The organism is Streptomyces sp. 2323.1, assembly GCF_900221035.1.
GTDB classification, from domain to species: domain Bacteria; phylum Actinomycetota; class Actinomycetes; order Streptomycetales; family Streptomycetaceae; genus Streptomyces; species Streptomyces sioyaensis.
Genome location: NZ_LT907981.1, coordinates 1,329,873 through 1,353,695, shown reverse-complemented (window position 1 = coordinate 1,353,695; position 23,823 = coordinate 1,329,873). Strand labels below are relative to the sequence as shown.

The 23,823-nt window shown below is 71.5% G+C and carries 24 protein-coding genes; 7 read left to right on the top strand and 17 right to left on the bottom strand.

Annotation, left to right across the window (positions count from 1 at the left end; translation table 11 throughout):
- Positions 1 to 72: 72 nt before the first annotated feature.
- The gene (locus tag CPH93_RS05215; protein ID WP_096212102.1) at positions 73 to 1,089 is read left to right on the top strand and encodes a hypothetical protein; all 1,017 of its coding nucleotides are present in this window, start codon (positions 73 to 75) and stop codon (positions 1,087 to 1,089) included.
- Between the two features lie 72 nt (positions 1,090 to 1,161).
- Here the strand turns inward: CPH93_RS05215 and CPH93_RS05210 are convergent, their stop codons facing one another.
- The 4 genes from CPH93_RS05210 to CPH93_RS05195 all read right to left on the bottom strand — a co-directional run bounded on the left by CPH93_RS05210 (position 1,162) and on the right by CPH93_RS05195 (position 4,680).
- Positions 1,162 to 1,563, bottom strand: a complete 402-nt coding sequence (locus CPH93_RS05210) for a J-domain-containing protein (protein ID WP_096212101.1) — start codon at positions 1,561 to 1,563, stop codon at positions 1,162 to 1,164.
- Between the two features lie 164 nt (positions 1,564 to 1,727).
- Entirely contained in the window at positions 1,728 to 2,387 is a 660-nt protein-coding gene (locus CPH93_RS05205; RefSeq protein WP_096212100.1) for a GerMN domain-containing protein, read from the bottom strand.
- Positions 2,384 to 3,973, bottom strand: coding sequence for a sensor histidine kinase (locus tag CPH93_RS05200; protein WP_093486672.1), 1,590 nt, complete (start codon positions 3,971 to 3,973; stop codon positions 2,384 to 2,386). Before CPH93_RS05200 ends, CPH93_RS05205 begins: the two co-directional genes overlap by 4 nt.
- Positions 3,970 to 4,680: a response regulator transcription factor gene (locus CPH93_RS05195; protein ID WP_096212099.1), complete on the bottom strand. Its 711-nt coding sequence runs from the start codon at positions 4,678 to 4,680 to the stop codon at positions 3,970 to 3,972. The genes CPH93_RS05200 and CPH93_RS05195 overlap by 4 nt, the downstream gene beginning before the upstream one ends.
- 154 nt (positions 4,681 to 4,834) lie before the next feature.
- Here CPH93_RS05195 and CPH93_RS05190 point away from each other — a divergent pair, with 154 nt between their 5' ends.
- Positions 4,835 to 5,602, top strand: coding sequence for a polysaccharide deacetylase family protein (locus tag CPH93_RS05190; protein WP_093486676.1), 768 nt, complete (start codon positions 4,835 to 4,837; stop codon positions 5,600 to 5,602).
- 165 nt (positions 5,603 to 5,767) lie between these two features.
- Here CPH93_RS05190 and CPH93_RS05185 read toward each other — a convergent pair whose 3' ends face one another.
- The 3 genes from CPH93_RS05185 to CPH93_RS05175 all read right to left on the bottom strand — a co-directional run bounded on the left by CPH93_RS05185 (position 5,768) and on the right by CPH93_RS05175 (position 8,691).
- Positions 5,768 to 6,181: an SsgA family sporulation/cell division regulator gene (locus CPH93_RS05185; protein WP_096212098.1), complete on the bottom strand. Its 414-nt coding sequence runs from the start codon at positions 6,179 to 6,181 to the stop codon at positions 5,768 to 5,770.
- Between the two features lie 330 nt (positions 6,182 to 6,511).
- Positions 6,512 to 8,176: a PH domain-containing protein gene (locus tag CPH93_RS05180; protein WP_096212097.1), complete on the bottom strand. Its 1,665-nt coding sequence runs from the start codon at positions 8,174 to 8,176 to the stop codon at positions 6,512 to 6,514.
- Positions 8,173 to 8,691 (bottom strand): PH domain-containing protein, encoded by a 519-nt coding sequence (locus CPH93_RS05175; RefSeq protein WP_040899723.1) that lies wholly within the window; start codon positions 8,689 to 8,691, stop codon positions 8,173 to 8,175. Before CPH93_RS05175 ends, CPH93_RS05180 begins: the two co-directional genes overlap by 4 nt.
- Before the next feature lie 144 nt (positions 8,692 to 8,835).
- Between CPH93_RS05175 and CPH93_RS05170 the strand changes: the two genes are divergently transcribed.
- A complete protein-coding gene (locus CPH93_RS05170; RefSeq protein WP_093486682.1) occupies positions 8,836 to 9,588 on the top strand; it encodes a TetR/AcrR family transcriptional regulator in 753 nt (250 codons plus the stop codon).
- A 162-nt stretch (positions 9,589 to 9,750) separates the two neighbouring features.
- On the opposite strand, the gene CPH93_RS05165 is transcribed toward CPH93_RS05170, so the two are convergent.
- The 4 genes from CPH93_RS05165 to CPH93_RS05150 form a co-directional block, all read right to left on the bottom strand.
- On the bottom strand, positions 9,751 to 10,164 hold the full coding sequence (locus CPH93_RS05165; RefSeq protein ID WP_093486684.1) for an SsgA family sporulation/cell division regulator: 414 nt from the start codon (positions 10,162 to 10,164) through the stop codon (positions 9,751 to 9,753).
- A 97-nt stretch (positions 10,165 to 10,261) separates the two neighbouring features.
- Positions 10,262 to 11,326 (bottom strand): hypothetical protein, encoded by a 1,065-nt coding sequence (locus CPH93_RS05160; RefSeq protein ID WP_231977186.1) that lies wholly within the window; start codon positions 11,324 to 11,326, stop codon positions 10,262 to 10,264.
- Positions 11,327 to 11,819: 493 nt separating this feature from the next.
- Positions 11,820 to 12,326, bottom strand: a complete 507-nt coding sequence (locus tag CPH93_RS05155; protein WP_093486686.1) for a MarR family winged helix-turn-helix transcriptional regulator — start codon at positions 12,324 to 12,326, stop codon at positions 11,820 to 11,822.
- Positions 12,327 to 12,408: 82 nt separating this feature from the next.
- Complete coding sequence (locus CPH93_RS05150; RefSeq protein ID WP_096212096.1) at positions 12,409 to 14,325, bottom strand: FUSC family protein; 1,917 nt, start codon at positions 14,323 to 14,325, stop codon at positions 12,409 to 12,411.
- A gap of 245 nt (positions 14,326 to 14,570) precedes the next feature.
- Here CPH93_RS05150 and CPH93_RS05145 point away from each other — a divergent pair, with 245 nt between their 5' ends.
- A complete protein-coding gene (locus CPH93_RS05145) occupies positions 14,571 to 15,188 on the top strand; it encodes a TetR/AcrR family transcriptional regulator (RefSeq protein WP_096212095.1) in 618 nt (205 codons plus the stop codon).
- A gap of 64 nt (positions 15,189 to 15,252) precedes the next feature.
- Here CPH93_RS05145 and CPH93_RS05140 read toward each other — a convergent pair whose 3' ends face one another.
- The 4 genes from CPH93_RS05140 to CPH93_RS05125 all read right to left on the bottom strand — a co-directional run bounded on the left by CPH93_RS05140 (position 15,253) and on the right by CPH93_RS05125 (position 19,097).
- Positions 15,253 to 15,564, bottom strand: coding sequence for a hypothetical protein (locus CPH93_RS05140; protein WP_096212094.1), 312 nt, complete (start codon positions 15,562 to 15,564; stop codon positions 15,253 to 15,255).
- A 569-nt stretch (positions 15,565 to 16,133) separates the two neighbouring features.
- Positions 16,134 to 16,937, bottom strand: coding sequence for a DeoR/GlpR family DNA-binding transcription regulator (locus tag CPH93_RS05135; RefSeq protein WP_096212093.1), 804 nt, complete (start codon positions 16,935 to 16,937; stop codon positions 16,134 to 16,136).
- A 300-nt stretch (positions 16,938 to 17,237) separates the two neighbouring features.
- Positions 17,238 to 18,119, bottom strand: a complete 882-nt coding sequence (locus tag CPH93_RS05130) for a class II fructose-bisphosphate aldolase (RefSeq protein WP_093486696.1) — start codon at positions 18,117 to 18,119, stop codon at positions 17,238 to 17,240.
- A gap of 72 nt (positions 18,120 to 18,191) precedes the next feature.
- The gene (locus CPH93_RS05125; RefSeq protein ID WP_093486698.1) at positions 18,192 to 19,097 is read right to left on the bottom strand and encodes an SIS domain-containing protein; all 906 of its coding nucleotides are present in this window, start codon (positions 19,095 to 19,097) and stop codon (positions 18,192 to 18,194) included.
- Positions 19,098 to 19,461: 364 nt separating this feature from the next.
- Between CPH93_RS05125 and CPH93_RS05120 the strand changes: the two genes are divergently transcribed.
- Entirely contained in the window at positions 19,462 to 20,928 is a 1,467-nt protein-coding gene (locus CPH93_RS05120; RefSeq protein WP_096212092.1) for a sugar porter family MFS transporter, read from the top strand.
- Between the two features lie 87 nt (positions 20,929 to 21,015).
- Here CPH93_RS05120 and CPH93_RS05115 read toward each other — a convergent pair whose 3' ends face one another.
- The gene (locus CPH93_RS05115) at positions 21,016 to 21,315 is read right to left on the bottom strand and encodes a YciI family protein (RefSeq protein ID WP_096212091.1); all 300 of its coding nucleotides are present in this window, start codon (positions 21,313 to 21,315) and stop codon (positions 21,016 to 21,018) included.
- 183 nt (positions 21,316 to 21,498) lie between these two features.
- On the opposite strand from CPH93_RS05115, the gene CPH93_RS05110 reads away from it, so the two are divergent.
- Positions 21,499 to 22,203, top strand: a complete 705-nt coding sequence (locus CPH93_RS05110; RefSeq protein ID WP_096212090.1) for an endonuclease V — start codon at positions 21,499 to 21,501, stop codon at positions 22,201 to 22,203.
- Between the two features lie 23 nt (positions 22,204 to 22,226).
- Here the strand turns inward: CPH93_RS05110 and CPH93_RS05105 are convergent, their stop codons facing one another.
- Positions 22,227 to 23,414 carry a saccharopine dehydrogenase family protein gene (locus CPH93_RS05105; protein WP_096212089.1) on the bottom strand — a complete coding sequence of 396 codons (1,188 nt, stop codon included), beginning with the start codon at positions 23,412 to 23,414 and terminating at the stop codon, positions 22,227 to 22,229.
- Positions 23,415 to 23,599: 185 nt separating this feature from the next.
- Here CPH93_RS05105 and CPH93_RS35675 point away from each other — a divergent pair, with 185 nt between their 5' ends.
- Positions 23,600 to 23,821, top strand: coding sequence for a hypothetical protein (locus CPH93_RS35675; protein WP_159394962.1), 222 nt, complete (start codon positions 23,600 to 23,602; stop codon positions 23,819 to 23,821).
- The last annotated feature ends 2 nt before the right edge of the window (positions 23,822 to 23,823 follow it).

The window sequence follows — 23,823 nt, the reverse complement described above, 5'->3', positions numbered from 1 at the left end:
CCGCTTCACTACGGTGGGCGCTGCACCCTCACCCAAGCACTTGAGGAGCAGGGGGATCCCCAGAGGAGCGCGATGTTCCGGGCGCCGCCGATCCGCACTACCACTGTCGCCGGACTGCTTCTGCTCACCGCAGGGCTCGGGTGGCTGCTGTCACAGGACGCCGCCCCCGGCCCCCGCCCGGACTGCACCGGACGCCGGATCGCCTCCTGGTCCGCCGATTTCCGGCATACCGCGAAATTCGCCCGTTACGGAAATGACAACACCCGGCTGGACGACTGGACCGGCGGCGACGGCACCCACTCCCTGCGCCTCCCCGACGGCCGCACCCTCTGGCTGTTCTCCGACACCTTCCTCGACCGGATCCATGAACCGCCCGGCCCGCACGGGGAAGGCCACCACTGGCGCACCTCCGGCACCGGCGCCGCACCCCTCCTGCGGCACAACTCCGCCGTGGTCATGTCCCGTTCGGGCCGGCCGGAGCGCACCCTGACCGGCGGCACGGCGGCCGCTCCCGGGCCGTTCTTCCCCGACCCGCCGGGCGGCGGTCTGCGCTGGCCGGTCGGTGCGCGGGTGGAGCCCCGGGAGCCCGGCGCCACCGGGAAGGTCGTCCGCGTCCTGCTGTGGCACCGCGCCCCCGGCACCGGACCGTGGATCTTCGGCCAGCCGCGCGGCACCGAGGTCGCCACGCTCTCGCTCCCCGGGCTGCATCTGGAGGGCCTCACACAGACCGTGGACCAGACCTCCGTCCCGGATCCGGGACGGCGAGTCCTCTACGGCACGGCGGCGGTCCGCGACGGCGGCTGGACCTATGTCTTCGGCGGCGACGACCCGCCGTCCTCGCCGGCCTCCAGCGCCTTCCTCGCGCGGGTGCCGGCCGGGCGGCTGGCGGACCGCGGCAGCCGGCGGTTCTGGGACGGCGCCCGCTGGCAGCGGCGGGCCGGACGGGCCCGGCCGGTGCTGCGGGGCGGCGGCCGGCGCGGTGTCTCGCTCGGCCCGCCCGGCGTCCCGCCCGGCCCCCGGATCAACGGCGACGTGGAGCTGTACCGGCCGCGGTTCCTGCGGGTGCGGATGGCGACGGACGCGCCGTGATGACGGCCCGGCACGCCGTGCACCCGCGCCCGGCGTGCTCCGTTCCCCCGCCGGCACCCTCGGCTGCCGGTCTCAACTCCCGTGCTCCCGGCGCCAGTTGAGGGCAGCCTCGTCGATGTCGAACGGGACGAGGTTCAGCGGCGGGCCGTCGAGGGGCGCTCGGAGCGCCGCGCGGATCCGCTCATTCACCTCGGACAGGATGCGGCGCAGTGCCGCCTCGCTGGGCGCCGCGGCCGCGGCCTTCCGGGCGTCCTCGGCCTCCTTGCGCAGGACCAGGCTCGGCGGCAGCCAGGAGAGGTGCTCGCGGCTCATCTTCTCCTTGATCCACCACATCTCGTCGTACGGCTGATCGAGGTGGGGGAGGGGCTTGCCGGCCCCCGTGAGCCCGTCGAAGGCGCCGCGCTCGGCCGCCTCGCGGATCTGCCGGTCGACCCAGGTCTCGAAGCTCACACCAGGGGGCTTGCGCTCGGTCATGGCTGCGTCTCCCGAGGATTCAGGCGCCGGCCGGCCTACTCCGTCCGGCGTGCGGGGGAAGGCGGATGCCTGTCTTCACCGTAACGCGAAGCCGGAGCCGTGCGGGCGGTCCGCGAGCCGGACGGCTCCCGCTGCCCTGATGGGAGCGGGCCGGGCCCGGTGGTTCAGCCCGCCGGGCCCGATGTCCCGCCCACCGAGCCGGTGTCGCTCGAATCCGGGCCGGACTGCTGGGTGCCGGACGGGCTCGGCTCGACGACCGGGAAGGCGTTGTTGCCGCCGCACACCATGGGGCCGACGCGGACGGACTGGCCCACCAGGGTCACCGGCACCCGGCCCGGCGGCTTGTTCCCGGGCACCCGGGCATTGGCCGCGGTGCACACCAGCTGGTTGAGCGAGGCGGAATCCAGCAGCTTGGCATTCATCGGCAGGGTGATCACGACGCTGCCGTTGTCGGTGTCGGCGGTCAGCCGACCGGGAAACTTCGGCAGCACGCTGGACAGACCGCGCATCCGCTCGGCGTGGTTCGGCCCCATCCGCAGCAGTTGGATGGCCTGCTCCGGATCCGCCGGTTCCTTCGCCGGCCGGGTCGCGGAACGCAGCCCGTTGGGACCGTAGAAGAACAGCAGGACATCGGCCTCGGGCTGGCCCGGCGACTTCACACCGGTGGCGGGCTCGCCGGCGTCGATGACATCGGTGGGCGCGATACCGCAGCCGGCCAGCGCAGCGGGGAGGACACCGACGAGGACACCGGCGAGCACGAGGCCCGGCAGGTGCCGCCGGGCACGCAGCGCCCGCAGGACGTTTCGGACGGACGGGGTGCTCATACGGGGTTCACCTTCCCGGCCGCGGGACGTGCGCCGTCCCGGTCGTCGTCCACGGCCGGCTCCATGGCCGACTCCGCGGCCGCCCATGCGTCGTCCGGCGGACCGGAGCCTTCCTCGTCGGCCGGCTCGCCCGCCTCCTCCTGGCGCAGCGGCAGCTCCACGGTGAACACCGCACCGCCCCCGGGGGAATTGGCGGCGTGCAGGGTGCCGCCGTGCAGCCGGATGTTCTCCTGCGCGATGGCCAGCCCCAGGCCGCTGCCCTCCGAGCGGGCGCGGGCGGAGTCCGCCTTGTAGAAGCGGTCGAAGACATGCGGCAGCACCTCGGGATCGATGCCGGGGCCGCTGTCGGAGATCTCGATCCGCAGCCGGTCCGCGCCCGGCTGCGGGGCATGCAGCAGCACCCGGACCGGCTCACCGCCGTGATGCAGGGCGTTGCCGACCAGATTGGCGACCACCACATCGAGCCGCCGCGGATCGAGCCGGGCCCGTACGTCCGCCGGCAGCTCCGCGGTCACCCGCTGCTGCCAGGCCCTGGCCTGCAGCGTCTTGCGGATGGTCTCGGCGACGTCCACCTCGTCCAGATGGAGCGCCGCGGCCCCCGCGTCGAACCGTGACACCTCCATCAGGTCCTCCACCATCCGCGCCAGCTTCCCGGTCTCCTGGCTGATCAGCCGGACCGCGGAGGCGGTGTCGGGGTCGAGGGACTCGGCGTCCTCGTCGAGCACATCGGTCACCGCGGTCATCGCCGCCAGCGGCGTCCGCAGCTCGTGCGAGACATCGGCCGCGAACCGCCGGGAGTTGGACTCCAGACGGCGCAGCTCGGCCATGCTCTCCTCCAGCCGGGCCGCCATGTCGTTGAAGGTCCGCGACAGCTCGGCGAGTTCGTCGGCGCCCTTGACCTCCAGCCGGGTGTCCAGCTTGCCCTCGGCGATCCGCCCGGCGGCCTGCCGCAGACCGCGGACCGGCCGCAGCACCCCGCGCGCGGCGAGCAGCGCCAGGACCACGGTCAGTACCAGCACCGGCACCACGCCCCGCTGCGCGGCGCTCACCAGCGCCTCGACGTTGGACTCCTCGGCGCTCAGCGGCAGCTGGGCGTAGACGGACAGCGCGGAGGCCCGGTTGTCGGACTGCCGTACCGGCATCCCGATCAGCAGCCAGGGATCCCCGCCGCGGTTCACCCGCTGAAAGGCCGGCACATGCCGCTTCTCCACGGACTCCTTGAGGCCGGTCGGCACCTCGAAGCCGCCCCGTAGGCTGCCTTCGGTGTCCCGCACCCCGCGGTAGTGCACCGAGATGTCCCAGTCCCGTGACTTGCCCGAGCGCTCCAGCTGGAGCCGGAAGAAGTCCAGGTCGGCCTCGGACGGCGGGACCGGCAGCTCCGGGGCCAGCGAATTGACCTGCGCCCGCAGGTCGTTGACGGCCGTGTCCTGGGAGCGCTGGAGGATGGCGTTACGGGCCTCCTGGTAGGTCAGCAGCGCGGTGGTCAGCGCACTGAGGACGGCCACCACCAGAAATCCGACGACGAGGCGGGCCCGCAGGCCACGCAGCAGTGTGCCGGTCGGTACCCGGCGGCCCGCGCGCTTCACAGGGGACCGAAGCGGTAACCGAAGCCGCGCACGGTCTGGACGTAACGCGGGCTGCGCGGCGTGTCCTCTATTTTCGTCCGCAGCCGCATGACACAGGCGTCCACCAGCCGCGCATCGCCGTGGTAGCTGTGCTCCCACACCTGCTCCAGCAGTTGCTGGCGGCTGAAGACCTGCCCCGGGGTGGCGGACAGGAACAGCAGCAGCTTCATCTCCGAGGGGGCCAGCGGCAGGTCCTTGCCGGCCTTGCCCACGACCAGACCGGCCCGGTCTATGGCCAGTTCGCCGTAGGTCTCGACGGGGGCGGGGCCCGGCTCGGCGGCGGTGGCCGGCGCTCCGTCGGCGGGAAGTGCGGTACGGCGCAGCACCGCACGGATGCGTGCTTCGAGGACCTCACCGCGGGCCGGTTTGACGATGTAGTCGTCGGCCCCCGCCTCCAGTCCGAGCACCACGTCCAGATCGTCGCCACGCGCCGTGAGCATGATGATCGGCAGCTGCCGCTCGGCCCGGATCAGCCGGCAGACCTGAAAGCCGTCCTTGCCGGGGAGCATCAGATCCAGCAGCACGATGTCCGGACGGAAGGCCGGCAGCACGTCGAGGCCCTCCTCGCCGCTGGCCGCGGCCGCCACTTCGTGGCCGCGCCGCCGTAGCGCGAGAGACACCCCGTCCCGTACGGCGGCGTCGTCCTCGATCAGAAGTACACGTGGCATGGGTCCAGTATCAATAAGTTTCATGATGGATCCGTAACAGGAGCAGCCTTCCCGGCTCCCGGTGCATCTGTCGTAGTGCGAGGCGGCGGCGTGCACAGCACCTGCCGCCGACCGCTACGGACACGAGCACGGTGATGAGGGAACGGGATCGGAAATGGCGAGGCGCTTCGGAGTTGAGAGCGGCATCATCGGAGTGACCGCGGCGGCGGTGGTATCCGTCGTGGTCGCGGGGGCACTTGCCTTCTCCAATGTCGGAGGCCCATCCAAAGCAGAGGCGGAGGGCGTCGGGTCCCAGAAGGCGAAGCGGGCGGCGGCTCCGGTCGACTCCTCCATAGTGCACGCCTCGGACCGCCCCGGCCGCAGCCTGAACATCACCATCGACGACGGCCCGGACCCGGTGTGGACCCCGAAGGTGCTAGAGGTGCTGAAGAGGTACAACGTCAAAGCCGTCTTCTGCATGATCGGCCCGCAGGCCGAGGCGCACCCGGACCTGGTCAAGAAGGTGGCGGCCGCGGGGCACAAGCTCTGCGACCACACCATGAGTCACAACACCGGTATGGGCAAGAAGCCGGAGAGCTACCAGTCGCAGGAGATACTCGGCGCCCAGAAGAAGATCGAAAAGGCGGCGGGCGGTGCGCAGGTCGAGTACTACCGCGCCCCCGGCGGCGCCTTCACCCCCTACAGCCGCAAGCTGGCCGCGGAGCACGGCATGCGCCCGCTGGGCTGGAACGTCGACAGCAAGGACTTCGAGGGCGGCTCCGTCGCGACAATCGAGTCGACCGTGCGCGGTGAACTCTCCAACGGCCCGACGGTCCTGTTCCACGACGGCGGCGGCGACCGCTCCCGGACCGTCGACTCCCTGAACCGCCTGCTGCCGTGGATGCAGAGCCAGGGCTACGGGTTCGGATTCCCCAAGCGCTGAGCGACAGGCAGGCAGCGCAGCAGCACCGAAGACCGATCGGGCCGGACACCTCAGGGTGTCCGGCCTTCGGTGTTGAAAGGGGCGGAGGCGGTGGAGGGGACGGATGGGGCCGACGGACAGGGGCGTTGGACACGGCCGTTGGACAGGGCCGTTGGTCCTGCCGTCTCACGCCGCGCCGAACAGCTCCGCGAGGTCGCGCTCCATGCCGAGGAACGCCGGCTCGCTGCCGGCGGGCACGGCCCGGTAGGAGCGGGCGAGGAACCGCCGGACATCTGAGGTCTGCAACTGGACCATGGCGATGCCCTCGTCCGAGTGGAACTCCATCACCGTCCGCTCCGGACCGGACGGCCGCACCCGCACATCGCCCCGGCCGGCAGGCCTCCGCAGCCCCTCGTCCAGCAGCTCACGGGCGAACGCCCAGTCCACCGCGGTGCCGTCCAGCGAGATCTCCGCCGGGAACGACATCCGCACCGCCAGCGGGTCCGCGGCCTGGTAGTGCAGCACTGCGGGCGCGGCGTGGGTGGAGGGAGCGGTGGCGATGAGGCGGACCTGGACGGCTTGGTCGATGACGCGGTGCATCGCGCTGCTCCCTCACGGCTGTCGAATCACGGGCAAAGGCTCATCCAGTAGGACGGTGTGCCCGCTCCCGCCGTGCACGCGACAGGTGTGTGAGGTATCTCATGGAGGCGGCCAATTGACCGGGGGTCCGGGTTCGGGGTGAGGGGTGCTGGTGCCGTGCCGCGGATCTGGGGGGAGGAAAGGGTCGCCGCATATCCGGGGCGACGCGACGACAGCGGGCCGCGCACCTGGGACGACGCAGGTGCCGCGGATTCAGGACGACCGTGTGCGCCGGGGATGAATTGTCCAGGTGGGCCAGGACCCGTCCGGCCCTGGCCCACCGCACGCCCCTCAGGACAACCGCTGTTCCGGAACGGGGTGCCCCGGCTCCCCGGGGTGCACCAAGAACTCCTCCAGGATCCCCGGGGCCGCCGCCGCGGCGAAGCCTGCGGCCTCGGCGGCCGCGAGGTCCGGGATGCGATACCCGTCCTCGCCGGCCGCGACCGCGGCGGTGAGGGCGACGAGGCCGGCCCGGCGGGTGAAGGGCGAGGTGGTGAACGTCCAGGCGGCGATGGCCTCGCGCTGGAGGGCGAGGGTGTCACGGCTGAAGGTGCCCGAGCGGGTGACCAGATACGGGCCGTCCACGCCGTGCCCCAGACTGCGGTACGCGTCCCGGGCCAGCCACAGCACCAGCGCCGTGGTGAGCACCGCGTAGATCCAGGCGCAGTGCAGCAGGACGGGCGTGAACGCCGCACCGAGACCGGTGAGGACGGCGGTGCCGGGCAGCACCGCGAACAGCAGACCACGCACCCGGCGCCGGCGCAGGGCGACGCGGGGGTGCGGCGCCAGCGCGGCCGGTGATCCGCTGCCGGGGAACGGCGCCCGCAGGGTGCCGCCCGCCACCCGGAGCGCCTCCGTGCGGGGCGCCGGCGGCAGCAGACCGCTGCGCTTGCGGTTCTCCTCCCGGTTGCCCAGACCGCCGGCCACCGCCCGCACCATCGCCCCGCCGCCGGCCCGCAGCAGCAGCGGTTCGCGCAGCAACACCCCGCGCAGCCGGGCCCGTTCGAGGGTGACGGCGCGCGTGGTGAACAGTCCGCGGCGCACTCGCAGCGTGCGGGCGTCGGTCCACTCCAGGCAGTAGTTCCACCAGTTCTCGACGTACAGCACCACGGCGCCGACCGAGCCGAGGGCGAGGACGGCCAGCAGCACCGCCGGGATCGTCAGCCAGAGCGCGCCGGCGCCGAGTTCGGTGAACGCCCGCTGGACGAAGCCGAGTTTCCAGGGCTCGATGCCGATGCCGTCCAGCACCCGGTAGGCCGATCCGGCCACCACGAACACCCCGCCGATGACCCAGAAGGTGAGCGGCGCATACCGCAGCCAGCGCCAGTTGATGCGCGCTACCACCGGGTCGTTCGTGGCCGCCTCGGCATCGGCGTACGCCAGCAGCTCCGCGCGCAGCCGTTCCGCTTCGGGGACCGCGAGCGCCTCCAGCGACAGCTCCTTGCTGCCGTCCCCCGAGCCCGCCGTGCCCGCCCGCAGCACGGTGACCCCCAGCAGCCGGTGCAGTGGCGAGGCCGTCAGATCGACGGTACGGATCCGGTGCAGCGGCACACTGCGCAGCCGCCGGGTCAGCAGCCCACTGCGGACATCGAAGGTGATCCCGCCGCCACTGCCGGCGGCTCCGCCCGCCATGCCGTCGTCACGGCTCCCGTGCGCGGCGACCCGGAACTCCGTACGGGCCCAGCGGATCAGGCCGATCGTGGTCACCACGGCGAACGACGCGGCGAGGGCGGCGAGGGTGAACCAGGCCTTGGCGGTGATTTGGCCCCCGGTGGCCAGCGCCGTCAGCGCCAGCGAACCCAGCGGGGCGGCCAGCCAGCCGCAGTGCACCAGAAGGGTCCGCGGATCCAGCCGCCGCCACTCCGTCGTCCCGCCGGCGGGCGCGCCGCTGCCGTGGGCCGCATGCTCTGCGCCGGCGTGCGTTCCGGGCGCCTCGGGGTCCAGCGGGGCGCTCATGCCGCATCACCGGGCACGTCCTGCGCGGCCTCGCCGATCCGCCGGGACAGCTCCTCGGCGTCCGCGTCGGACAGCCCCGCGATCTTGATGTCACCCGCGGTCGAGGCGGTGGTGACGGTCACGGTCGCCAGCCCGTACCGCCGCTGAAGGGGGCCGCGCACGGTGTCCACCGTCTGCACCCGGCTCAGCGGCGCGATCCGCCGCTTCTGCCAGAACCAGCCGCCCGCCGCGTAGACCGCCCGCTCGCCCAGCTCCCATGCGTGCACCGCGTACCGCCACCGCGGCATGACGAGGAGATAGCTCACGGCCGGCACCACGAGCACGACCAGCAGCAACGGACCCAGCCACGGCAGCGCGCCGGGGAAGAAGAGGAGGGACAGCACCGCCATGGTGAGCGCGACGAGCAGCATCGGGCCGCTGAGGGTCAGCAGCGCCTGAAGCGTCCACCAGCGGCGGGCCCGGGGATCGACGCGGTGGCGGGGTGGGCGTAGCAGCGCGGCGGCGTGCTCGGGCATGAAGGTCACCGGTTTCCAAGTCAAGCGTATTGAGTGGCGGTACGTTATAACGGTACAAGCGACTTGTAAAAGGGGCCGGGCTCCCCGAGCCGAAGCCCTGCTCGCGGGGCCACGCAGCGAAGTGCCGAACGAGGGAGGTCAGCCGTGCCCAAGAAGGTGGACCACGAAGCCAGGCGCCAGGAGATCTCCGAGGCGCTGTGGCGGCTCGCGAGCACCCGCGGACTGGACGGCGCGAGCCTGCGCGACGTCGCCGCGGAGGCCGGCATCTCGCTCGGCCGGCTGCAGCACTACTTCCGTTCCAAGGACGAGATGCTGCTCTTCGCCCTCCAGCACATCAACCGGCTCGCCGGGGAGCGGATCCGCGCGCGCATCGAGGCGCTGCCCGAGGAGCCGACGCCCCGTGAGGTGCTGCGCGCCTGCCTGTCGGGCCTGCTGCCGCTGGACGAGAAGAGCCGGGTCGGGGTGCTGGTCGGCGCCGCCTACTTCGCCCGTGCCGTGTACGACGAGCCCCTGCGCGCCGAGGCCAAGAACGGCATCCCCCAGCTCCGCGCCTTGTTCGCCGACCAACTGCGCCGGGCCGCGGAGCGCGGTGAACTCCCCCCGGAACGCGCCACCGAGGACGAGGCGATGCTGCTGATCAGCCTGGTCGACGGCCTGTCCACGTATGTCCTGCTCGATGTGCACGGCCCCCGGACCGCACTGCGCCTGCTGGATCTGCATCTGTCGCAGCTTTTTGGGACGGAGGGGGCCGAGGCCGCGGACGGGGCTGGGGACGCGCCGGCGTCGTACGGGGACGGGTCCGGTGCCGGGGCCGACGCGGCGCTCACTTCTGAGGAGGGGGCGGCGCCGCCGTCGCGCCCCGGGGAGGAATCGGCGAAGGCGGCGGGCCGGGCCTGACCGGGCCGGTCGGGCGAGGTGGTGGCGTTGCGATGTGGTGCTGTGGAGGCGTGGTGGCGGCCGTACGGCAGCCGTGCCGGGGCGTTCCGCAGTCGTGGCGGGGCGTTCCGCGACGCCGGCCGGACGCGATGGCCCGTCCACGCTTCCGGCCGCGGTGGCGGTCTACGCTTCGCGCAGCAGAGCGGCGAGATCGGCCTCGACGTCCAGATGGCCCGCCTCATCACCCTTGGCGACGATCGCGTACGACCGGGTCAGAAAGGTCCGCAGCTCCTGCGCGTCGAACTGCACCACGGCCATGCCGCCGACGGCATGGAACTCCACGACCACCGCATCGGAGTCGTACGGCCAGATCTGCACATCGCCCGCCCCGGCCGGCGCGCACAGGCCCTCCTCCAGCAGGTCCCGCCCGAACGTCCAGGCCACTTCGGCGCCGTCCAGCGACGCGGAGGGCGGAAAGACCAAGCGCACCGCGAACGGATCGGCACGGTCGTATCGCAGGTTTGCCGGAATCACCTGCGACCGGGGAGCAGTCGCGATGAGACGGGCCTGAACGGCTTGGTCGATGACGCTGGACATCGCCGGCTCCCTTGCATTCGTTGCGGACACTTGCGTCTTTGGCCACTAGGACGCACGGGATATCGCGCTAGTGCATTGGATTCCTGCGTGACTTGCATCACGGGCCTTTGAATGTACGTATTTGCCCTCTTTGCTGGGGCCTCCGGGCCTGCAATCGGCCGCCGGGGGCTCGGTCTGACGGGGGATCAGGTGGCGGTGCGGGTGCCATTGCCGGTGCCGGTGGCGGTTGGGCCGGCGTGTGTGGCGGACCGAGGAGCGACCTCAACATGACCGCACCGGTCACGATCGCCCCTACGTGCAGCACCGCCGCGGCCGCGAGATTCTCCGGCAGGACGGTGCCGCCCGGCTGCGCGAACGCCAGGTAGAGGGTGAACGGCAGCTTCCAGCCGCTCCAGGCGAACAGGCAGCCCGAACCGAGCCAGCCGATCGCCAGCGGAGCCCAGCGGGGGAGTCGTGCCGGCCGGCCGTGGGCGAGGGCCCAGATGCCCGCGGAGGCCAGCAGTGCCCAGCCCCCGGAGAGGCCGGCCAGCAGGCGCCCGCCGAGGTCCCGCGCGGCGGGGTGTGAGATGCCCGCGGTGCCGCCCGCCGCCCAGTACAGCCAGACCAGACCGATCGCCGCTCCGGCGCAGGCCACCCACGACGACACCCTGGCCGGGCCGCCCGCGCGGTCCCCCAGCCGCCCGGCGAACGCCTCCGGCCGGCGCCGCCGCAGATGGGCGGGCAGCGCGACGGCAAGGCCCAGCCCCATGCCGACGAATCCGGCCTGGATCAGCGCCGCCTCCCAGCCCGGCATCGACGGGCCGTCGCCACCGCTGCCACCCGGGTCGCCGCCCGCGGGACCCAGCAGTGACGTGAGAAGCGCGTACGGCAGAACCGGAACGAGGAACCCCGTGCCCACCCAGGCGAAGAAGACCAGCGGCGCGCCCGGTATCCGCAACCCCCACGGCCGCACCAGCGCCAGCGCCACCGCGATCCCGGCCCCCGCCATACCGATGGTGGCGGTGTTCAGCACCACCCATTCCACCGCACCGAATCCGTCCCCGACCGGCAGCAGCCCCAGCAGCGCACCGATCACCCACGACACCTTGATCAACGCATAGGGCGTCAGCGTCACTGCCGCCCCGTACGCCCCGACCCGGCCGACCCGGTCCCACCACTCCATCTCAGCCCCCGCTCTCGGATACCGCCCCAGCGTCACGCGCCACCGTGCTCGTTGGCCTCGACCGCTGGGCGTATTCGCCTCCACCGGCTGGGGGAGCCACCGGGCCCGGCGCCCGGCTCTCCAGCGGGCTCTTGGCTGGCTGAGCCTTCGGTGACGGCTCGTGCGATGCCGTCGGTTCGCTGCCTGCGGGGCCGGTGAACTACGGGGCCGTTGAGCCGCGGGACTGGTGAACCGCTGGAGGCTTCCCCGGGACCGCTTTCTGGGACGGGCTGCCGGGTCTCCGGCGACCAGCATTCCGAACGCCGGGTCTCGGGGCCTCGGATCTCCGCCTTGCCGGGCCGTCGGTTGCTGGTCTTCGGCTGTCGGCCTCCGGCGTGAGGGGAGAAACGCACGACCGCGACATGGCCGCTTGGAGGCGCTGACAAGCGGCTCCGACAAGTGGAAGTAGTTCCGACTAAGTGGCTCCGACGGCATCCGCGCGAGCCCGCCGGACTCAGTCCAGCAGGCCGGCGAGCCGCCCCTCCAGCACGACCAGCAACTCGCTCAGCGACGCGGCGAGTTCCTCCTGCCGGTGCTCGCCGATGCCGTCGAGCAGCGACGCCTCGTACGCCAGCTGTTCGGGCAGTAGCTGGTCAACGATCTCGCGGCCCTCATTGGTGAGGGAGAGATGCGCCACCCGGCGGTCCCGGTCGTCGGGCCGGCGGACGACCAGCCCCCGCTCCTCCAACTGCCGTACGCGCTTGGTCACCGCGGCGCCGGAGGCGAAGGTCTCGCGGGCCACCCGTCCGGGGGTCAGCTCGCGGTCCATCCGGCGCAAGGTGGCGAGGATGTCGAACTCGGGACGGGTGAGCCCGGCCTTCCGCAGCGGCGCATCAGCTGCCTGCTGGAGCAGTGCGGAACAGCGGTTGAGCCGTCCGATCACCGCCATCGGGCCGGTGTCCAGCCCGGGGTGCACCTGCTGCCACTGGCGCTGCACCCTCGCGACGATGTCCTCGGTCACCCGCACTCTCCTCTCGGCCCGGCCGTACGCCTCCCAATTGTGCCTGCCGCATGGTGCCGTCCGCCGGGCGGCATCATGCGGGTCAGGCGGCCGCCGCCGGCATCGAGAGCTGCCGGACGAGCAGGGCCAGTGCTCGGTGGCCCTGCTGCTGGGCATGGTCGATCCGTTCGTCCGGCAGGGCGCGCTGCCACCACTCGCCGGACGCCACCTCTACGGCCTCGCGGAGCTCGGCCAGACAACCGGCCAGCCGGTCACGGGCCCACCCGACCTCACGGGCACCCTCCGCACCGGGTACGGGCCCCGCCGCGAGCAGCCGGGAGGCCGCGGCCTCTGCGGCCGCGACCCGTTCCAGGGCGATCTCGATACGGTCTGCGGCCCGCCGATTGGTGACCACGACGCAGCAGGCCAGACCCAGCACCGCACCCACGACCGTGTCGATCCAGCGGTCGGCGATCAGCGCCCGCGCCGGTAGCTGGCTGCCGAATCCGGCCAGCAGCAGGGCCAAGGGCGTGATGCACACCGAGCCGAGCCAGTAGTTGCGGCTGATCCAGGCTTCCGCGCCGAGCAGGCAGGCCAGCGCCAACGCAATCATCGCGAGGTGCCCGACGTGTATCAGCGGCAGCAGCGCGGTGTAGAGCAGCAGCCCGAGCAGACTCCCCAAAGTACGCTGCAGCGCCCGCTGCCAGGTGAGAGTGGTGTTGGCCTGGTAGATCGAGGCCGCGGTGACCACGGCCCAGTACGGGTGCCCGACACCGAGAGCCATCGATGCCCAGCCCGCCAGCACACAACCGGCAGTCACCCGCGCACCGATCGGCAGCAGCGGTGACCCCGGAGCGAGCCGGGCGAGTACCGGCCGCACCCCGCGCGGATGACCGGGCGCGGGCCGCCGCACCCCGGCCACCTCGCCGGCGACGCCCACCACTTCCACGTCCTGCGTGGCCGAGAGCACCACCCCCGGCAGCGGCCACCCGCCGCGCAGCCCATGCGCCCAGGCCCTGAGCCGGTCGGCTTCCGGGTGCCGGTGCGGGGCCGCGTGCGCGTGCGTGTGAGGGGGCGCGTGGGTGTGAGGGGGCGCGTGCGTGGCTTGAGCGAGGCTTCCGGCTTCGGAAGCTGATGCCAGTTGGTCGGCGCTCTGACCGAAGTCCTGGCTGCAGTGCCGGCCGGCGTACGACCCGGCCTCCCGTTCGTCCTCGGGCCCCATACTCCCCAGCACCGACTCGGCCCGCATCAGCAGTCGTTCGAGCCCCGCCCGGGCCGTGGCCTTCGCCGGGGTGGGCGTCGGCACCATGTACAGCGTGCGCCATGCGGCATGCACCGCGGTGGAGGTGGCATGCCAGGCGTCCGACACCCCGGCGGCGCCCGGTTCCGTACGCAGCAACCCAGCCGCTGCATCCAGCGCGCGGGCGACGACGATCCGCTCGGGCCCCTGCGGCCGTAGCCGGGCCGGAGCCATACAGACCAGCCAGGCCAGGACCCCGGTGCCGAGCGTCAGTGCAACGTGCAGGGGCACCTGCCCAAGGTGCTGCGGCACGAAGAAAGCCGACGCGGTGATGAACGTCAGGATGATGTTCCCTGGCGGCCCGAGGCGCGTCGCATCAAAGACCGTCTTGTGGACCGCGGCGATCAGCGAAGCGCACACGACGAGCAGCCCGGCCGACGTGGTCAGCGACGCGGTGGTCAGCGCGATGCCCACGCTCGCCACCATTCCGAGCACCACCCACAGCAGCGTGCGGGCTCGGACGGCGTACGGCAGACCGTGCCCGTACAGGGCGCACAGCGCCCCGGCCGCCGTGTAGAAGATCAGGTCCAGCCGTTCCAGCGCGAACAGTGTGAGGGCCGGCACGGCCATCGCCACCACCGCGCTGAGGGCCGACTTGTGCCAGATGTCGCTGGGGCGACCGAGCCGCACAGCGCTCCGGACGGGCAACGGCCGGACGCGCACCCCGCTCCCCGACTCGGTACGGCCGCTCTGCCCGGACGGCTTGCTGCGCTTCCCCATGCAAGAAGGTTAACAGGTATTTCACTCGTAAAAGATATGCCTTCTGTCGCCCCCAGGAGTCAGGGGCCGGGCTCCGGTGGGAGCGGCAGGGTGGGGAGGGCGGGGCAAGGAGGTCTGCGCAGCGAGGAAGCGAGACCGGCAGAGAACACGGAGAAGGGAGAGGGGAGAAGGGAGAAGGAAGAACGAGAAGAAAGAAGGGCGACGAGGGGACGAGACAGTGACGCCAAGGAAGCGACAATGGCCAGGTGCCAGCCGCCAAGAAGAAGACGACGACCGCGAACGCGTCCCCTGAGCGTCGCCGCGAACTGCTCAACACCGCGGCGGAGATCTTCGCCGCGCACGGCTACAACGCCACCACCGTCCGCCGCATCGCGGACGAGGCCGGGATGCTCGCCGGCAGTCTCTACTACCACTTCGATTCAAAGGAATCGATGCTGGACGAGATCCTGTCCAGCTTCCTGACCGAGTTGTGGGACGGCTATGGCGCCGTACTCGCCGCCGGGCTCGGCCCCCGGGAGACCATCGAGGCTCTGGTCACCGAGTCCTTCCGGGAAATCGACCGGCACCGTGCGGCCGTTGCCATCTACCAGAAGGAATCCAGGCACCTCGCCGCCCAGCCCCGCTTCGGCTATCTCACCGACTCCCAGCGGAAGTTCGAAAAGGCCTGGCTCGGCACCCTGGAGCGAGGCGTGGCCGCCGGAGTCTTCCGTGCCGACCTCGACATCCGGCTCACCTACCGCTTCGTCCGCGACACCGTCTGGGTCGCGGCGAGCTGGTACCGGCCGGGCGGACAGCACAGCCCCGAGGAGATCGCCCGGCAGTACCTCTCGATGGTGCTGGACGGCATCGCCGTACGGGTGTGACCTCACCCCGGCAGGCGGCGGCGCTCTCCGCGCCCGCCGAGGTCCGTCTGCTATCGGCGGCCGGTCAGCAGGGGGTGTTCTTCACGTACAGAGCTCGCGACCCGTGGGTCGTGCCGTAGCGGACGTCCTTCGTCGCTCCCTTGGGGAGGCTGCCGTGAGGGTCGCGCTGATGCGGGACGACGATGGTGAAGCACGAGGTCCGCTTGGTGCACAGATTCGTCAGACGGACATAGCGCGCATGGCCCTTGTTGAAGTACTTCCGGACCTTGACGCACTGCGGCGACCGGTCGGCCGCTGCCGCATTTGAGGCGGTGGCCAGCGTGACAGAGGCGCTGCACGCCGCTATCGCCACCACTATGGCCAAGAACTTCCTCATGTGATCCCCCCGCTGGACAACTTGGATTTCCCCCGCGAAGCCCGTAGACGCTTCGCACGTTCATTCCCCATTGTCCACACCCACTCAGGGAAAATCAGCCCCGGGGGCCACACAGGGACACAAGCGCGACACGAGCGCGACCCTTTCGGAACCGGGCCGGGCCGTCGCGGTACGTCTCCTCCACCCGTCGGCCGAGGAGCGCCCCGGGCACCCCGCCCCCGGCTCATGGCCTGTTAAGGAGCAGGTCAGGCCCTGTTATCGCTCCCCGGCCGGCTGGCCGACATCCGATGCACGACCAGGTCTGCCACACACCGGTGCGGGGGTAGTTCAATACGCGACGGGCCAGGTTGGTCACATTTTCCGGTTTGCCCCGTCTGCCCCCCGCCCCCGCCCCAATGTCTCGGGCCCTGGCCCCGCATCTCTCGCCGGCCCCGTACCTCTCACCAGGCACCCCCATGTCTTGCCCGCCCGCGAGCCAACGCCCCCGAAGGGCCGGAACAGTGCCCACGATCCGGACCAGCCGACGAGCTGCCCAGGACCGGCGCGCCGCCGGATCACCGGCCGGGAGGTCACTCGCCCGCAGAAGGGCGTGCCGTCACCACCCGCAGGCCCCGGTCCGCGAACTCGCGTCGGGTTGCCTCCTTCGCTCCGCTGTCCGTGATGAAGGTGTCAAAGACATCCGCGTCGCCGACCCGGGCGAAGCAGCGCTCGCCGATCTTGGACGAGTCCGCGACGACCACGGCACGCCGGGCCCGCTCGGCCATGAGGCGGTTGACCCGGGCCTCGGCCTCGTCGTGCACCGTGGCACCCATCATCGGGTCCATGCCATTGGCTCCGATGAAGGCGATGTCAATGGAGATCTGCTGAAGCACCAACTCGCTGAACGGACCGACCAGTTCGAACGACCGCGAATGCGCCACCCCACCCGTGAGCACAATCTTGATCTGTGGCCGCACGGCCAGCTCATTCGCAATGTTGAGGGAGTTGGTGACAATCGTCAGATGCGGTTGCGGGCCGGCCTCCGCAAAGTCCGGCCGGGTGGCCAGCACGCGGGCGATAGCCGTGGTCGTGGTGCCACCGCTCAGTCCGACCACATCCCCCCGTTCGACCAGCTTCGCCGCGGCGTTGGCCACTGCCTCCTTCTCCGCCGAGCGGTGCGCGTGCTTGTAGCGGATCGGCAGGTCGTACGCCACCGAGCTGAGCACCGCGCCGCCCCGGGTACGGGTCAGCAACTGCTGCTCCGCCAGGGTGTCCATGTCGCGCCGCATCGTGGCGGCCGAGACCTCCAGCGCGGTCGCGGCCTCCTCGACGTCCACCCGGCCCCGGTCCCCGAGCAGCTCAAGCAGTGCGTTCATCCGTTCATGGCGCTTCATGGCGCGAGCCTAATTCGTTTCCGCAGGCCACGGTGGCGCGAGGTAGGCGCCGCCGTACTCCACTGTGGGCTCCTCTCCGTCGTGGCCCCGCCGGTGCTGCCGAGTCGTCTACGTGATCGTTGGCCGGGCGGGGCGCGGCGTATTGATGGCGTGCCATGGCGACGCGCTGGGGGTTGCGCCGAGTGGCCGGGCTGCCCGACCGTCTCTGGCGGTCGCGGGTCAAGGGGATGGTGATCCGGACGCCCGCCCAGCGGCTCTGCCGGGGTGAGGTGCCGCGGGGAAGGCCACGCCTCCGCTGTCTCACCCCCGGGCCGGGGCCTGGGCTGCGTACTGGCCCGGGACCGCCGCCGGAGTGCCCAGGACGTCCAGCAGACGTGCCGCTTCCTCGGCCACTGCCGCTCGGGCCGGCTTGATGTACTTCCGGGAGTCGACGAGCGCCGGGTCGGCATCCAGCGTCTGCCGTATCGAGTGGGTGAAGACGGAGACCAGATGAGTGGAGATATTGATCTTCGTCATTCCGGCGGCGATGGCGCGGCGCAGCTCGTCGTCCGGCACCCCGGAGGAACCGTGCAGGACCAGCGGCACCGGCAGGGTGGAGTGCAGGGCCGCGATGAGGTCCTTGTCGAGTACGGCCGTGCGTTCCTGCATCGCATGTGAGGAGCCGACGGCTACGGCGAGGGCATCGACGCCCGTTGCGCGGACGAATGCCAGGGCGTCGTCCGGGTCGGTGCGCACCCCTGGTGCATGGACCCCGTCCTTGCCGCCGATCTCGCCGAGTTCGGCCTCGACGTAGGCGCCGCGCTCATGGCACCAGGCGGTGAGTTCGGCGGTGGTGGCGACGTTCTCTTCGTACGGGAGGGCGGAAGCGTCCACCATGACCGAACCCACCCCGGCGGTGATGCCCTGATGGACCAGCTCCGGGTCGGTGATGTGGTCGAGGTGTACCGCGATCTGAGCGGTGGACTCCTCGGCGAGGGCGAGGGTGGCATGTGTGAGGGGTCGCAGGCTGCCGTGATAGCGGATGCAGTTCTCACTGATCTGCAGGATCAAGGGGATGCCGGTGCGCTCGGCGGCGGTGACGAGCGCCTCGGCGGTCTCCAGATGGATGACGTTGAACGCCGCGGCACCGACCCGCGCCGCACTTGCGGCGTCGACGATCGATGAGGTCGGAACTAGGGGCATGGGACGCTGACTCCCTTGCGGATGGGGCCGGTTGAGGTGAGGAAGGCGGGGAGGCGCTCGGAGAAGCGGCGGCTACGAGGCGGCCGGCGCTTCGAGCATCACCGAACGGGTCAGGCTGCGCGGGTTGTCCGGGTCCAGGCCGCGGGCACGGGCCCGCTCCAGTGCCACCCGCTGGACCAGCACCAGGTCCGCCAGCGGATCGCGGGCATGGCGCACGAAGCGGGCACCGGTCCGCACCACATCGGACTCCAGCCCGTCCGGAGCCTGGCCGAACAGCCAGGTCACCCGACCCGGTGCGGCTATCGCGATCGGACCGTGGCGGTACTCCATCGCGGGGTAGGACTCCGTCCAGCTCTGCGACGCCTCCCGCATCTTGAGCGCCGCTTCATTGGCCAGACCGAACGTCCAGCCCGTGCCGAGGAAGGAGAACTGCTCGGCGTCCACCCATTCCTTCTCCACCGGTGCGACCAGCGCCTCTTCCGCGTCGGTCACCGCCCGGGAGATGTCCTCGCCCAGATGCGCGCGCAGCAGCGTCAGCGCCGTCGTGGCGAAACGGGTCTGCACCACCGACTTCTCATCGGCGAACGGCAGCGCGACCGTCCGGTCGGAAAGGCCCACCGCCGGTGTCTCGGGATCGCCGATGATCGTCACCGTCGGGATGCGCCCCTTGACGGCATCGAGCACGCGCAGGACCTCGGTCGTGGTGCCGGACCGTGTGATGGCCACCACCGCGTCATAGCCGCGGTCGCTGCCGAGGAAGGCCTCGGAGGCGGCGAACGGATCCGTCACCCCCTGCCCGGCCGCCTCCCGCAGCGCCGCGTACGACTGCGCCATGAACCATGACGTGCCGCAGCCGATGACTGCCACCCGCTGTCCGGCCTCGGGCAGCGGGCCGGCCGCCGCACCGAGCCGCGCGGCCTCCCGCCAGGTCTCCGGCTGACTGTGCAGCTCCTGCTCCATGTACGACATCTCGCTCATGGCCACCCTCCCGTGATGCTCATTGCACTGCGTAGAACTTGATCTGCGTAAAACTGCAATATTTGGCTTCGTTGCAATCGACTGTACGCAGAAAGTTCGCAGCGTTCCATCCCTCGAACGAGTGGACGGATCAGAGGGGGCGGGAAGCCTGTCGGCTTGAGGTGGGTCTGATGGGCCAAGTGAGTAGCGGGGTGCGGCCTGGGCTTGGCCAGGTGACCGGGTGGGTTGGATGCGAGGAGGGGCGGGTGACAGGGAGGCGATATGAAGGTGTTGACAGCTGCGCGAAAGGCGCCGAATACTCGCAAGATCAGTCACGCATGTTTCGTCACGCAGCAAGGCCCGCCCGCCGCACAAAGGACTTCCCGTGTCCACTGCCACGCTCTCCGCGACGCCCCCGTCGCCCTCACCCCGGACCACACGCCGCACCGGCAGGCTGTTCGCACTCACCGGCGCCGTCGTCGGCGTCATCTACGGCTACGACACCGGCAGCATCTCCGGTGCCCTGGTGTTCCTGAGCAAGGACTTCCATCTCACCGAGGCTGAAAAAGGCCTGGTCAACAGCATCTTGGTGGCCGGCTCCATCGTGGGTGCCCTGATCGGCGGCAAGCTCGCCGACGTCCTGGGCCGCAAGGTCGCGATGCTGATCGTCGCCGGCTCCTACGCCGTGTTCGTCGCGCTCTCCGCCCTCGCGTCCGGCGTCATCGTGCTGGACGTCGTCCGCTTCCTGCTCGGCGTCGCCATCGGCATCTCGATCGTCGCCGCCCCGCTCTATATCGCCGAATCGACACCGGCACGTATCCGCGGAGCCTCCGTCGCCGCCTACCAAGTCGCCACGGTCGCGGGCATCGTCATCACGTACTTCGTCAACTGGGGCCTGTCCGGCGGCGGTCACTGGCGGTGGATGCTCGGCCTCTCCGCAATCCCCGCCGCACTGGTACTGATCCCGCTGTTCCGGTTGCCGGACACCCCGCGCTGGTACGTCCTCAAGGGGCGTACGGAACGGGCCGTCGAGGTCATGGCCATGACCGACCCGGATGTCGATCCGCGCGCAGAGGTGGCCGCTGTGGGAGCGGCCCTCGCCGAGGAGAGCGGCGGGTCGGCGCGCTCCATGCTGCGCAAGCCGTACGCCCGTGCCGCACTCTTCGTCGTCGGCCTCGGGTTCTTCTGCCAGATCACCGGCATCAACGCCGTGACGTACTACAGCCCGCAGATCTTCGAGGAGATGGGCTTCACCGGTAACGGCCAGAACTTCCTGCTGCCGTCCTTCGTCCAGCTCGCCTCGCTGGCCGCGACGGTGCTCGCCATCCTCATCATCGACCGGCTCGGCCGCCGTGTGGTGCTGCTCAGCGGCATCGGCACGATGGCCGTGATGCTCGCCGTCCTGACCGCGGTCTTCGGCACGGGCGAGCTGCACGGCGCCATGACCTGGGTGGGTTTCGCCGCCATCCTGCTGTTCACCGCCGCCTTCAACTTCGGCTTCGGCTCACTGATCTGGGTCTATGCGAGCGAGGCGTTCCCCGCCCAGCTGCGCTCGACCGGGGCGTCGGTCATGCTCACCGCCGACCTGGTCGCCAACCTCCTGATCGCCCAGTTCTTCCCCTCGCTGATGGCACGGGCGGGCGCCGCCCGGACGTTCGCTGGGCTCGGCGTCCTCGCGCTCGCCGCCCTGGTCTTCGCTTTCGTCACCGCGCCCGAGACCAAGGGGCGCCAGCTGGAGGAGATCCAGGACTACTGGCGCAACGGGGGACGCTGGCCCGCGCCGCTCGCACCGGGCTCCGCGAGCCCCGGCCCGCACCGCGATGCAGCGCTCCCTCCGACCACGACTGCGTAGGCGCGGGATGGCGGAGCCCCTGGAGTCCCGGTGTGCCCCGCCTGCCGCGGCACGGTGCAGCTGCCTACGCACCGCGGGGTTGCCGTCTCAGGACGGCAGTTGCTCCCGGTACTGCTCCAGCACGGGCGCGGTCGTCGTCGCCACGAACTCGGTGACCCGGTACTCACACACGCCGGCGAGGACGAAGGGGTCCTCGGCCACGATCCTCTCGACGGTCGCACGGTCCGGCCCGGCAGCGAGAATCACGCCGCCGTCGCGCGGCACCTTGCGGCCGGCGGCGAGGAAATGCCCCGCGGCGTACCCCTTCTTCAGCCACTCCACGTGGTCCTCAAGGACCTCGTCGACGCGTGCGAGGGGTGCGGTATAGGTCAATTCCAGTACGAACATGGCTGCAATATAGAGGAGGTGCCGCGCGCGGCCGCTGGCCCTCCCGGAAGGGGGCGTTCCGCCCGAGGCAGGCCGCCCCTGGCCCGCCTTGCTCGGTGCCGCGGGCCCGCCGGGATCCGCCGCTGATCCGATCCGCCCGCTCCGGGCTCGCTCGCTCAGCGGTTCGGTAGCGTGGTGGCCACCATGGACACTCCCGGAACGCCCTCCTGCGACGACGAACTGCGGCACTGGCCCACCGACGAAGCCCAGGCGCGCGCGGTGCAGGACCGGTTGCGACCGCTTGTGCGGCTCGATGAATCCGGTCCGGAGCCGGGGTTCGACGGCACCGTGGTCGGCGTGGATGTGGCCTACGACGACGCACGCGATGTCGTCGCCGCGGCCGCCGTCGCGCTGGACGCCCGTACGCTCGCCGTCGTCGACGAAGCCACCGCCGTCGGGCAGGTCTCCTTTCCGTACGTCCCGGGGCTGCTCGCCTTCCGTGAGATTCCCACCGTGCTCGACGCGCTCGCCCGCCTCGGCCGCGTTCCTGACCTCGTGGTCTGCGACGGGTACGGGTTGGCGCACCCGCGACGTTTCGGGCTGGCCAGCCATCTGGGGGTGTTGACGGGGCTGCCCACCATCGGTGTGGCCAAGAACCCCTTCACGTTCCGGTATGCACCCCCCGGGCCCGACCGCGGCGACACCTCCCCGCTGCTGGACGGCGCCGAGGAGGTGGGCCGTGCGCTGCGTACCCAAAAGGGCGTCAAACCGGTCTTCGTCTCCGTGGGGCACCGTGTCGACCTCGACCGGGCCTGTGCGCATACGCTCCGCCTGGCGGCCCACTACCGCCTTCCGGAGACGACGCGGGCCGCCGACGCGCTGTGCCGGAAGGCGCTCGCGGCCGCCTGAGGTGGACGGGCGAGGGATCCGCGCTACTCCTGGACGACGCGGAACGTGATGCCTGCCTCCCGGAGGCGAGCGGTGAGCGCATCCCCCATGGCGACCGCGGTCGTCACCTGGCCCGCGGTCTCCGGCAGATCGTCGAAGGCCAGGCTGAGCGCCGACTCGGCAAGCATCTTCGCCGTCTCGTCGTAGCCGGGGTCGCCGCCCGCGACCTCGGTGATCACGCGCCTGCCGCCGGCGGAGGCGACGAAGCGCACCTTGAACCAACTGCGCGCACGGCGTTCGGGGCCCGGCCCGTCGCCCGGCTCCAGCCGCCCCGACAACCAGCGCCGCGCGGGCGGCACCTGGGCGAGCGCGCACAGGGCCCCCGCTCCCAGCGCCCCGCCGACGGCGATCGGCAGCCGCTGTACGCCCGCGTAGTGGCGATAGCGGAAATCGGGTCCGTAGCGCTCCAGCGCGGCGGCCGAGCGCGCGACGATCTGCGCGTCGACGGTGGGCAACGGCACACCCCAGGTCCGTGTTTCGCGGCTCTTGAGGGGCGGGCCGAGGGGCGCTCGGACCGTACGGCCGACCGGTTGCGGTGCGGCCCGCTGCCGTTCGCGGGCGGCCCGCGCCATGGCGACCGGGCGCGAGGCGGCGTTCAGCGCGGAGGCCAGCGTGCCGCCGGAGAACGTGGCGTTGCTCCGGACGAATCCGTCGATGCGCACGGGGACGCCTTCGGGGAGGAGCCCCACCGTGAAGAGCACCCCCAGATCGTGCGGGACGGAGTCGAAGCCGCCGGCATGCACGAGGCGGGCGCCCGTGGCGCGGGCCGTCGCATGGTGCCGGAGGTACATCCGGTCGATGAACTCCGACTCCCCGGACAGATCGACATAGTCGGTGCCGGCCGCGGCGCACGCGGCCACCAGCGGTTCACCGTGCAGCACATAGGGGCCGACGGTCGTCATCAGCACCCGGGTGCCGGCGGCGAGCGCGTGAAGCGAGTCCGCATCGCTGCTGTCGGCCCGCAACAGCGGCAGCTCGGCACAGGCCGGGTCGATCTTCACCAGCCGGTCGCGCAGCTGCTCCAGTTTGGCGGTGTTGCGCCCGGCCAGGGCCCAGCGGCAGTCCTTGGGGGCGTGTTCCGCGAGATATTCGGCCGTGAGCGCGCCGGCGAAACCGGTCGCGCCGTAGAGGACGAGGTCATGGGCCCGTCCGGTGGTGTCCTGCCGTCGCATCCTGCGTCCTCTCCAGCACCCGCGTGACCTGAAGTCCGGACCCTAGGCAGTCACCGTCGCCCCGTCAACGACCGCCCGCAGCAGCGCCCTTGGGCGTTCAGGGTCGGCGCGCACCGGCGCGCAGTCTTGACAGTGCGTCGGCACGGGGCCAGATTCACGGAGAGCGCCATGACGTAGGACGTCCGATGTTGGGTGCGTCGCTCGTTGCTCTCACCCGTCTTTCCCTTTCCCTTCGTTCGCCGGCGGTGGCCGGGCGGCTGTTCCGGCGTGCGGCCACCGCGTGGAATCCGGGCGCGGGCGGCCCCGCGGACACCGCGCCCGACGACACGGCTCCCGACGACACCGCGCCGGACGATGCCGCACACCGAACCGCCCGCCGACTGCTGGAGGAGGCCGGATTGCTGTGACG

Bases quoted from the DNA above. Each gene is read 5' to 3' on its own strand.
- CPH93_RS05135 (WP_096212093.1), bottom strand. From the start codon at position 16,937: ATGAAGCGCCATGAACGGATGAACGCACTGCTTGAGCTGCTCGGGGAC.
- CPH93_RS05185 (WP_096212098.1), bottom strand. From the start codon at position 6,181: ATGCACCGCGTCATCGACCAAGCCGTCCAGGTCCGCCTCATCGCCACC.
- CPH93_RS35675 (WP_159394962.1), top strand. From the start codon at position 23,600: ATGTTGGGTGCGTCGCTCGTTGCTCTCACCCGTCTTTCCCTTTCCCTT.
- CPH93_RS05190 (WP_093486676.1), top strand. From the start codon at position 4,835: ATGGCGAGGCGCTTCGGAGTTGAGAGCGGCATCATCGGAGTGACCGCG.
- CPH93_RS05205 (WP_096212100.1), bottom strand. From the start codon at position 2,387: ATGAGCACCCCGTCCGTCCGAAACGTCCTGCGGGCGCTGCGTGCCCGG.
- CPH93_RS05105 (WP_096212089.1), bottom strand. From the start codon at position 23,414: ATGCGACGGCAGGACACCACCGGACGGGCCCATGACCTCGTCCTCTAC.
- CPH93_RS05140 (WP_096212094.1), bottom strand. From the start codon at position 15,564: ATGAGGAAGTTCTTGGCCATAGTGGTGGCGATAGCGGCGTGCAGCGCC.
- CPH93_RS05215 (WP_096212102.1), top strand. From the start codon at position 73: ATGTTCCGGGCGCCGCCGATCCGCACTACCACTGTCGCCGGACTGCTT.
- CPH93_RS05125 (WP_093486698.1), bottom strand. From the start codon at position 19,097: ATGAGCGAGATGTCGTACATGGAGCAGGAGCTGCACAGTCAGCCGGAG.
- CPH93_RS05210 (WP_096212101.1), bottom strand. From the start codon at position 1,563: ATGACCGAGCGCAAGCCCCCTGGTGTGAGCTTCGAGACCTGGGTCGAC.
- CPH93_RS05110 (WP_096212090.1), top strand. From the start codon at position 21,499: ATGGACACTCCCGGAACGCCCTCCTGCGACGACGAACTGCGGCACTGG.
- CPH93_RS05175 (WP_040899723.1), bottom strand. From the start codon at position 8,691: ATGCCCGAGCACGCCGCCGCGCTGCTACGCCCACCCCGCCACCGCGTC.
- CPH93_RS05165 (WP_093486684.1), bottom strand. From the start codon at position 10,164: ATGTCCAGCGTCATCGACCAAGCCGTTCAGGCCCGTCTCATCGCGACT.
- CPH93_RS05150 (WP_096212096.1), bottom strand. From the start codon at position 14,325: ATGGGGAAGCGCAGCAAGCCGTCCGGGCAGAGCGGCCGTACCGAGTCG.
- CPH93_RS05180 (WP_096212097.1), bottom strand. From the start codon at position 8,176: ATGAGCGCCCCGCTGGACCCCGAGGCGCCCGGAACGCACGCCGGCGCA.
- CPH93_RS05115 (WP_096212091.1), bottom strand. From the start codon at position 21,315: ATGTTCGTACTGGAATTGACCTATACCGCACCCCTCGCACGCGTCGAC.
- CPH93_RS05160 (WP_231977186.1), bottom strand. From the start codon at position 11,326: ATGGAGTGGTGGGACCGGGTCGGCCGGGTCGGGGCGTACGGGGCGGCA.
- CPH93_RS05130 (WP_093486696.1), bottom strand. From the start codon at position 18,119: ATGCCCCTAGTTCCGACCTCATCGATCGTCGACGCCGCAAGTGCGGCG.
- CPH93_RS05195 (WP_096212099.1), bottom strand. From the start codon at position 4,680: ATGCCACGTGTACTTCTGATCGAGGACGACGCCGCCGTACGGGACGGG.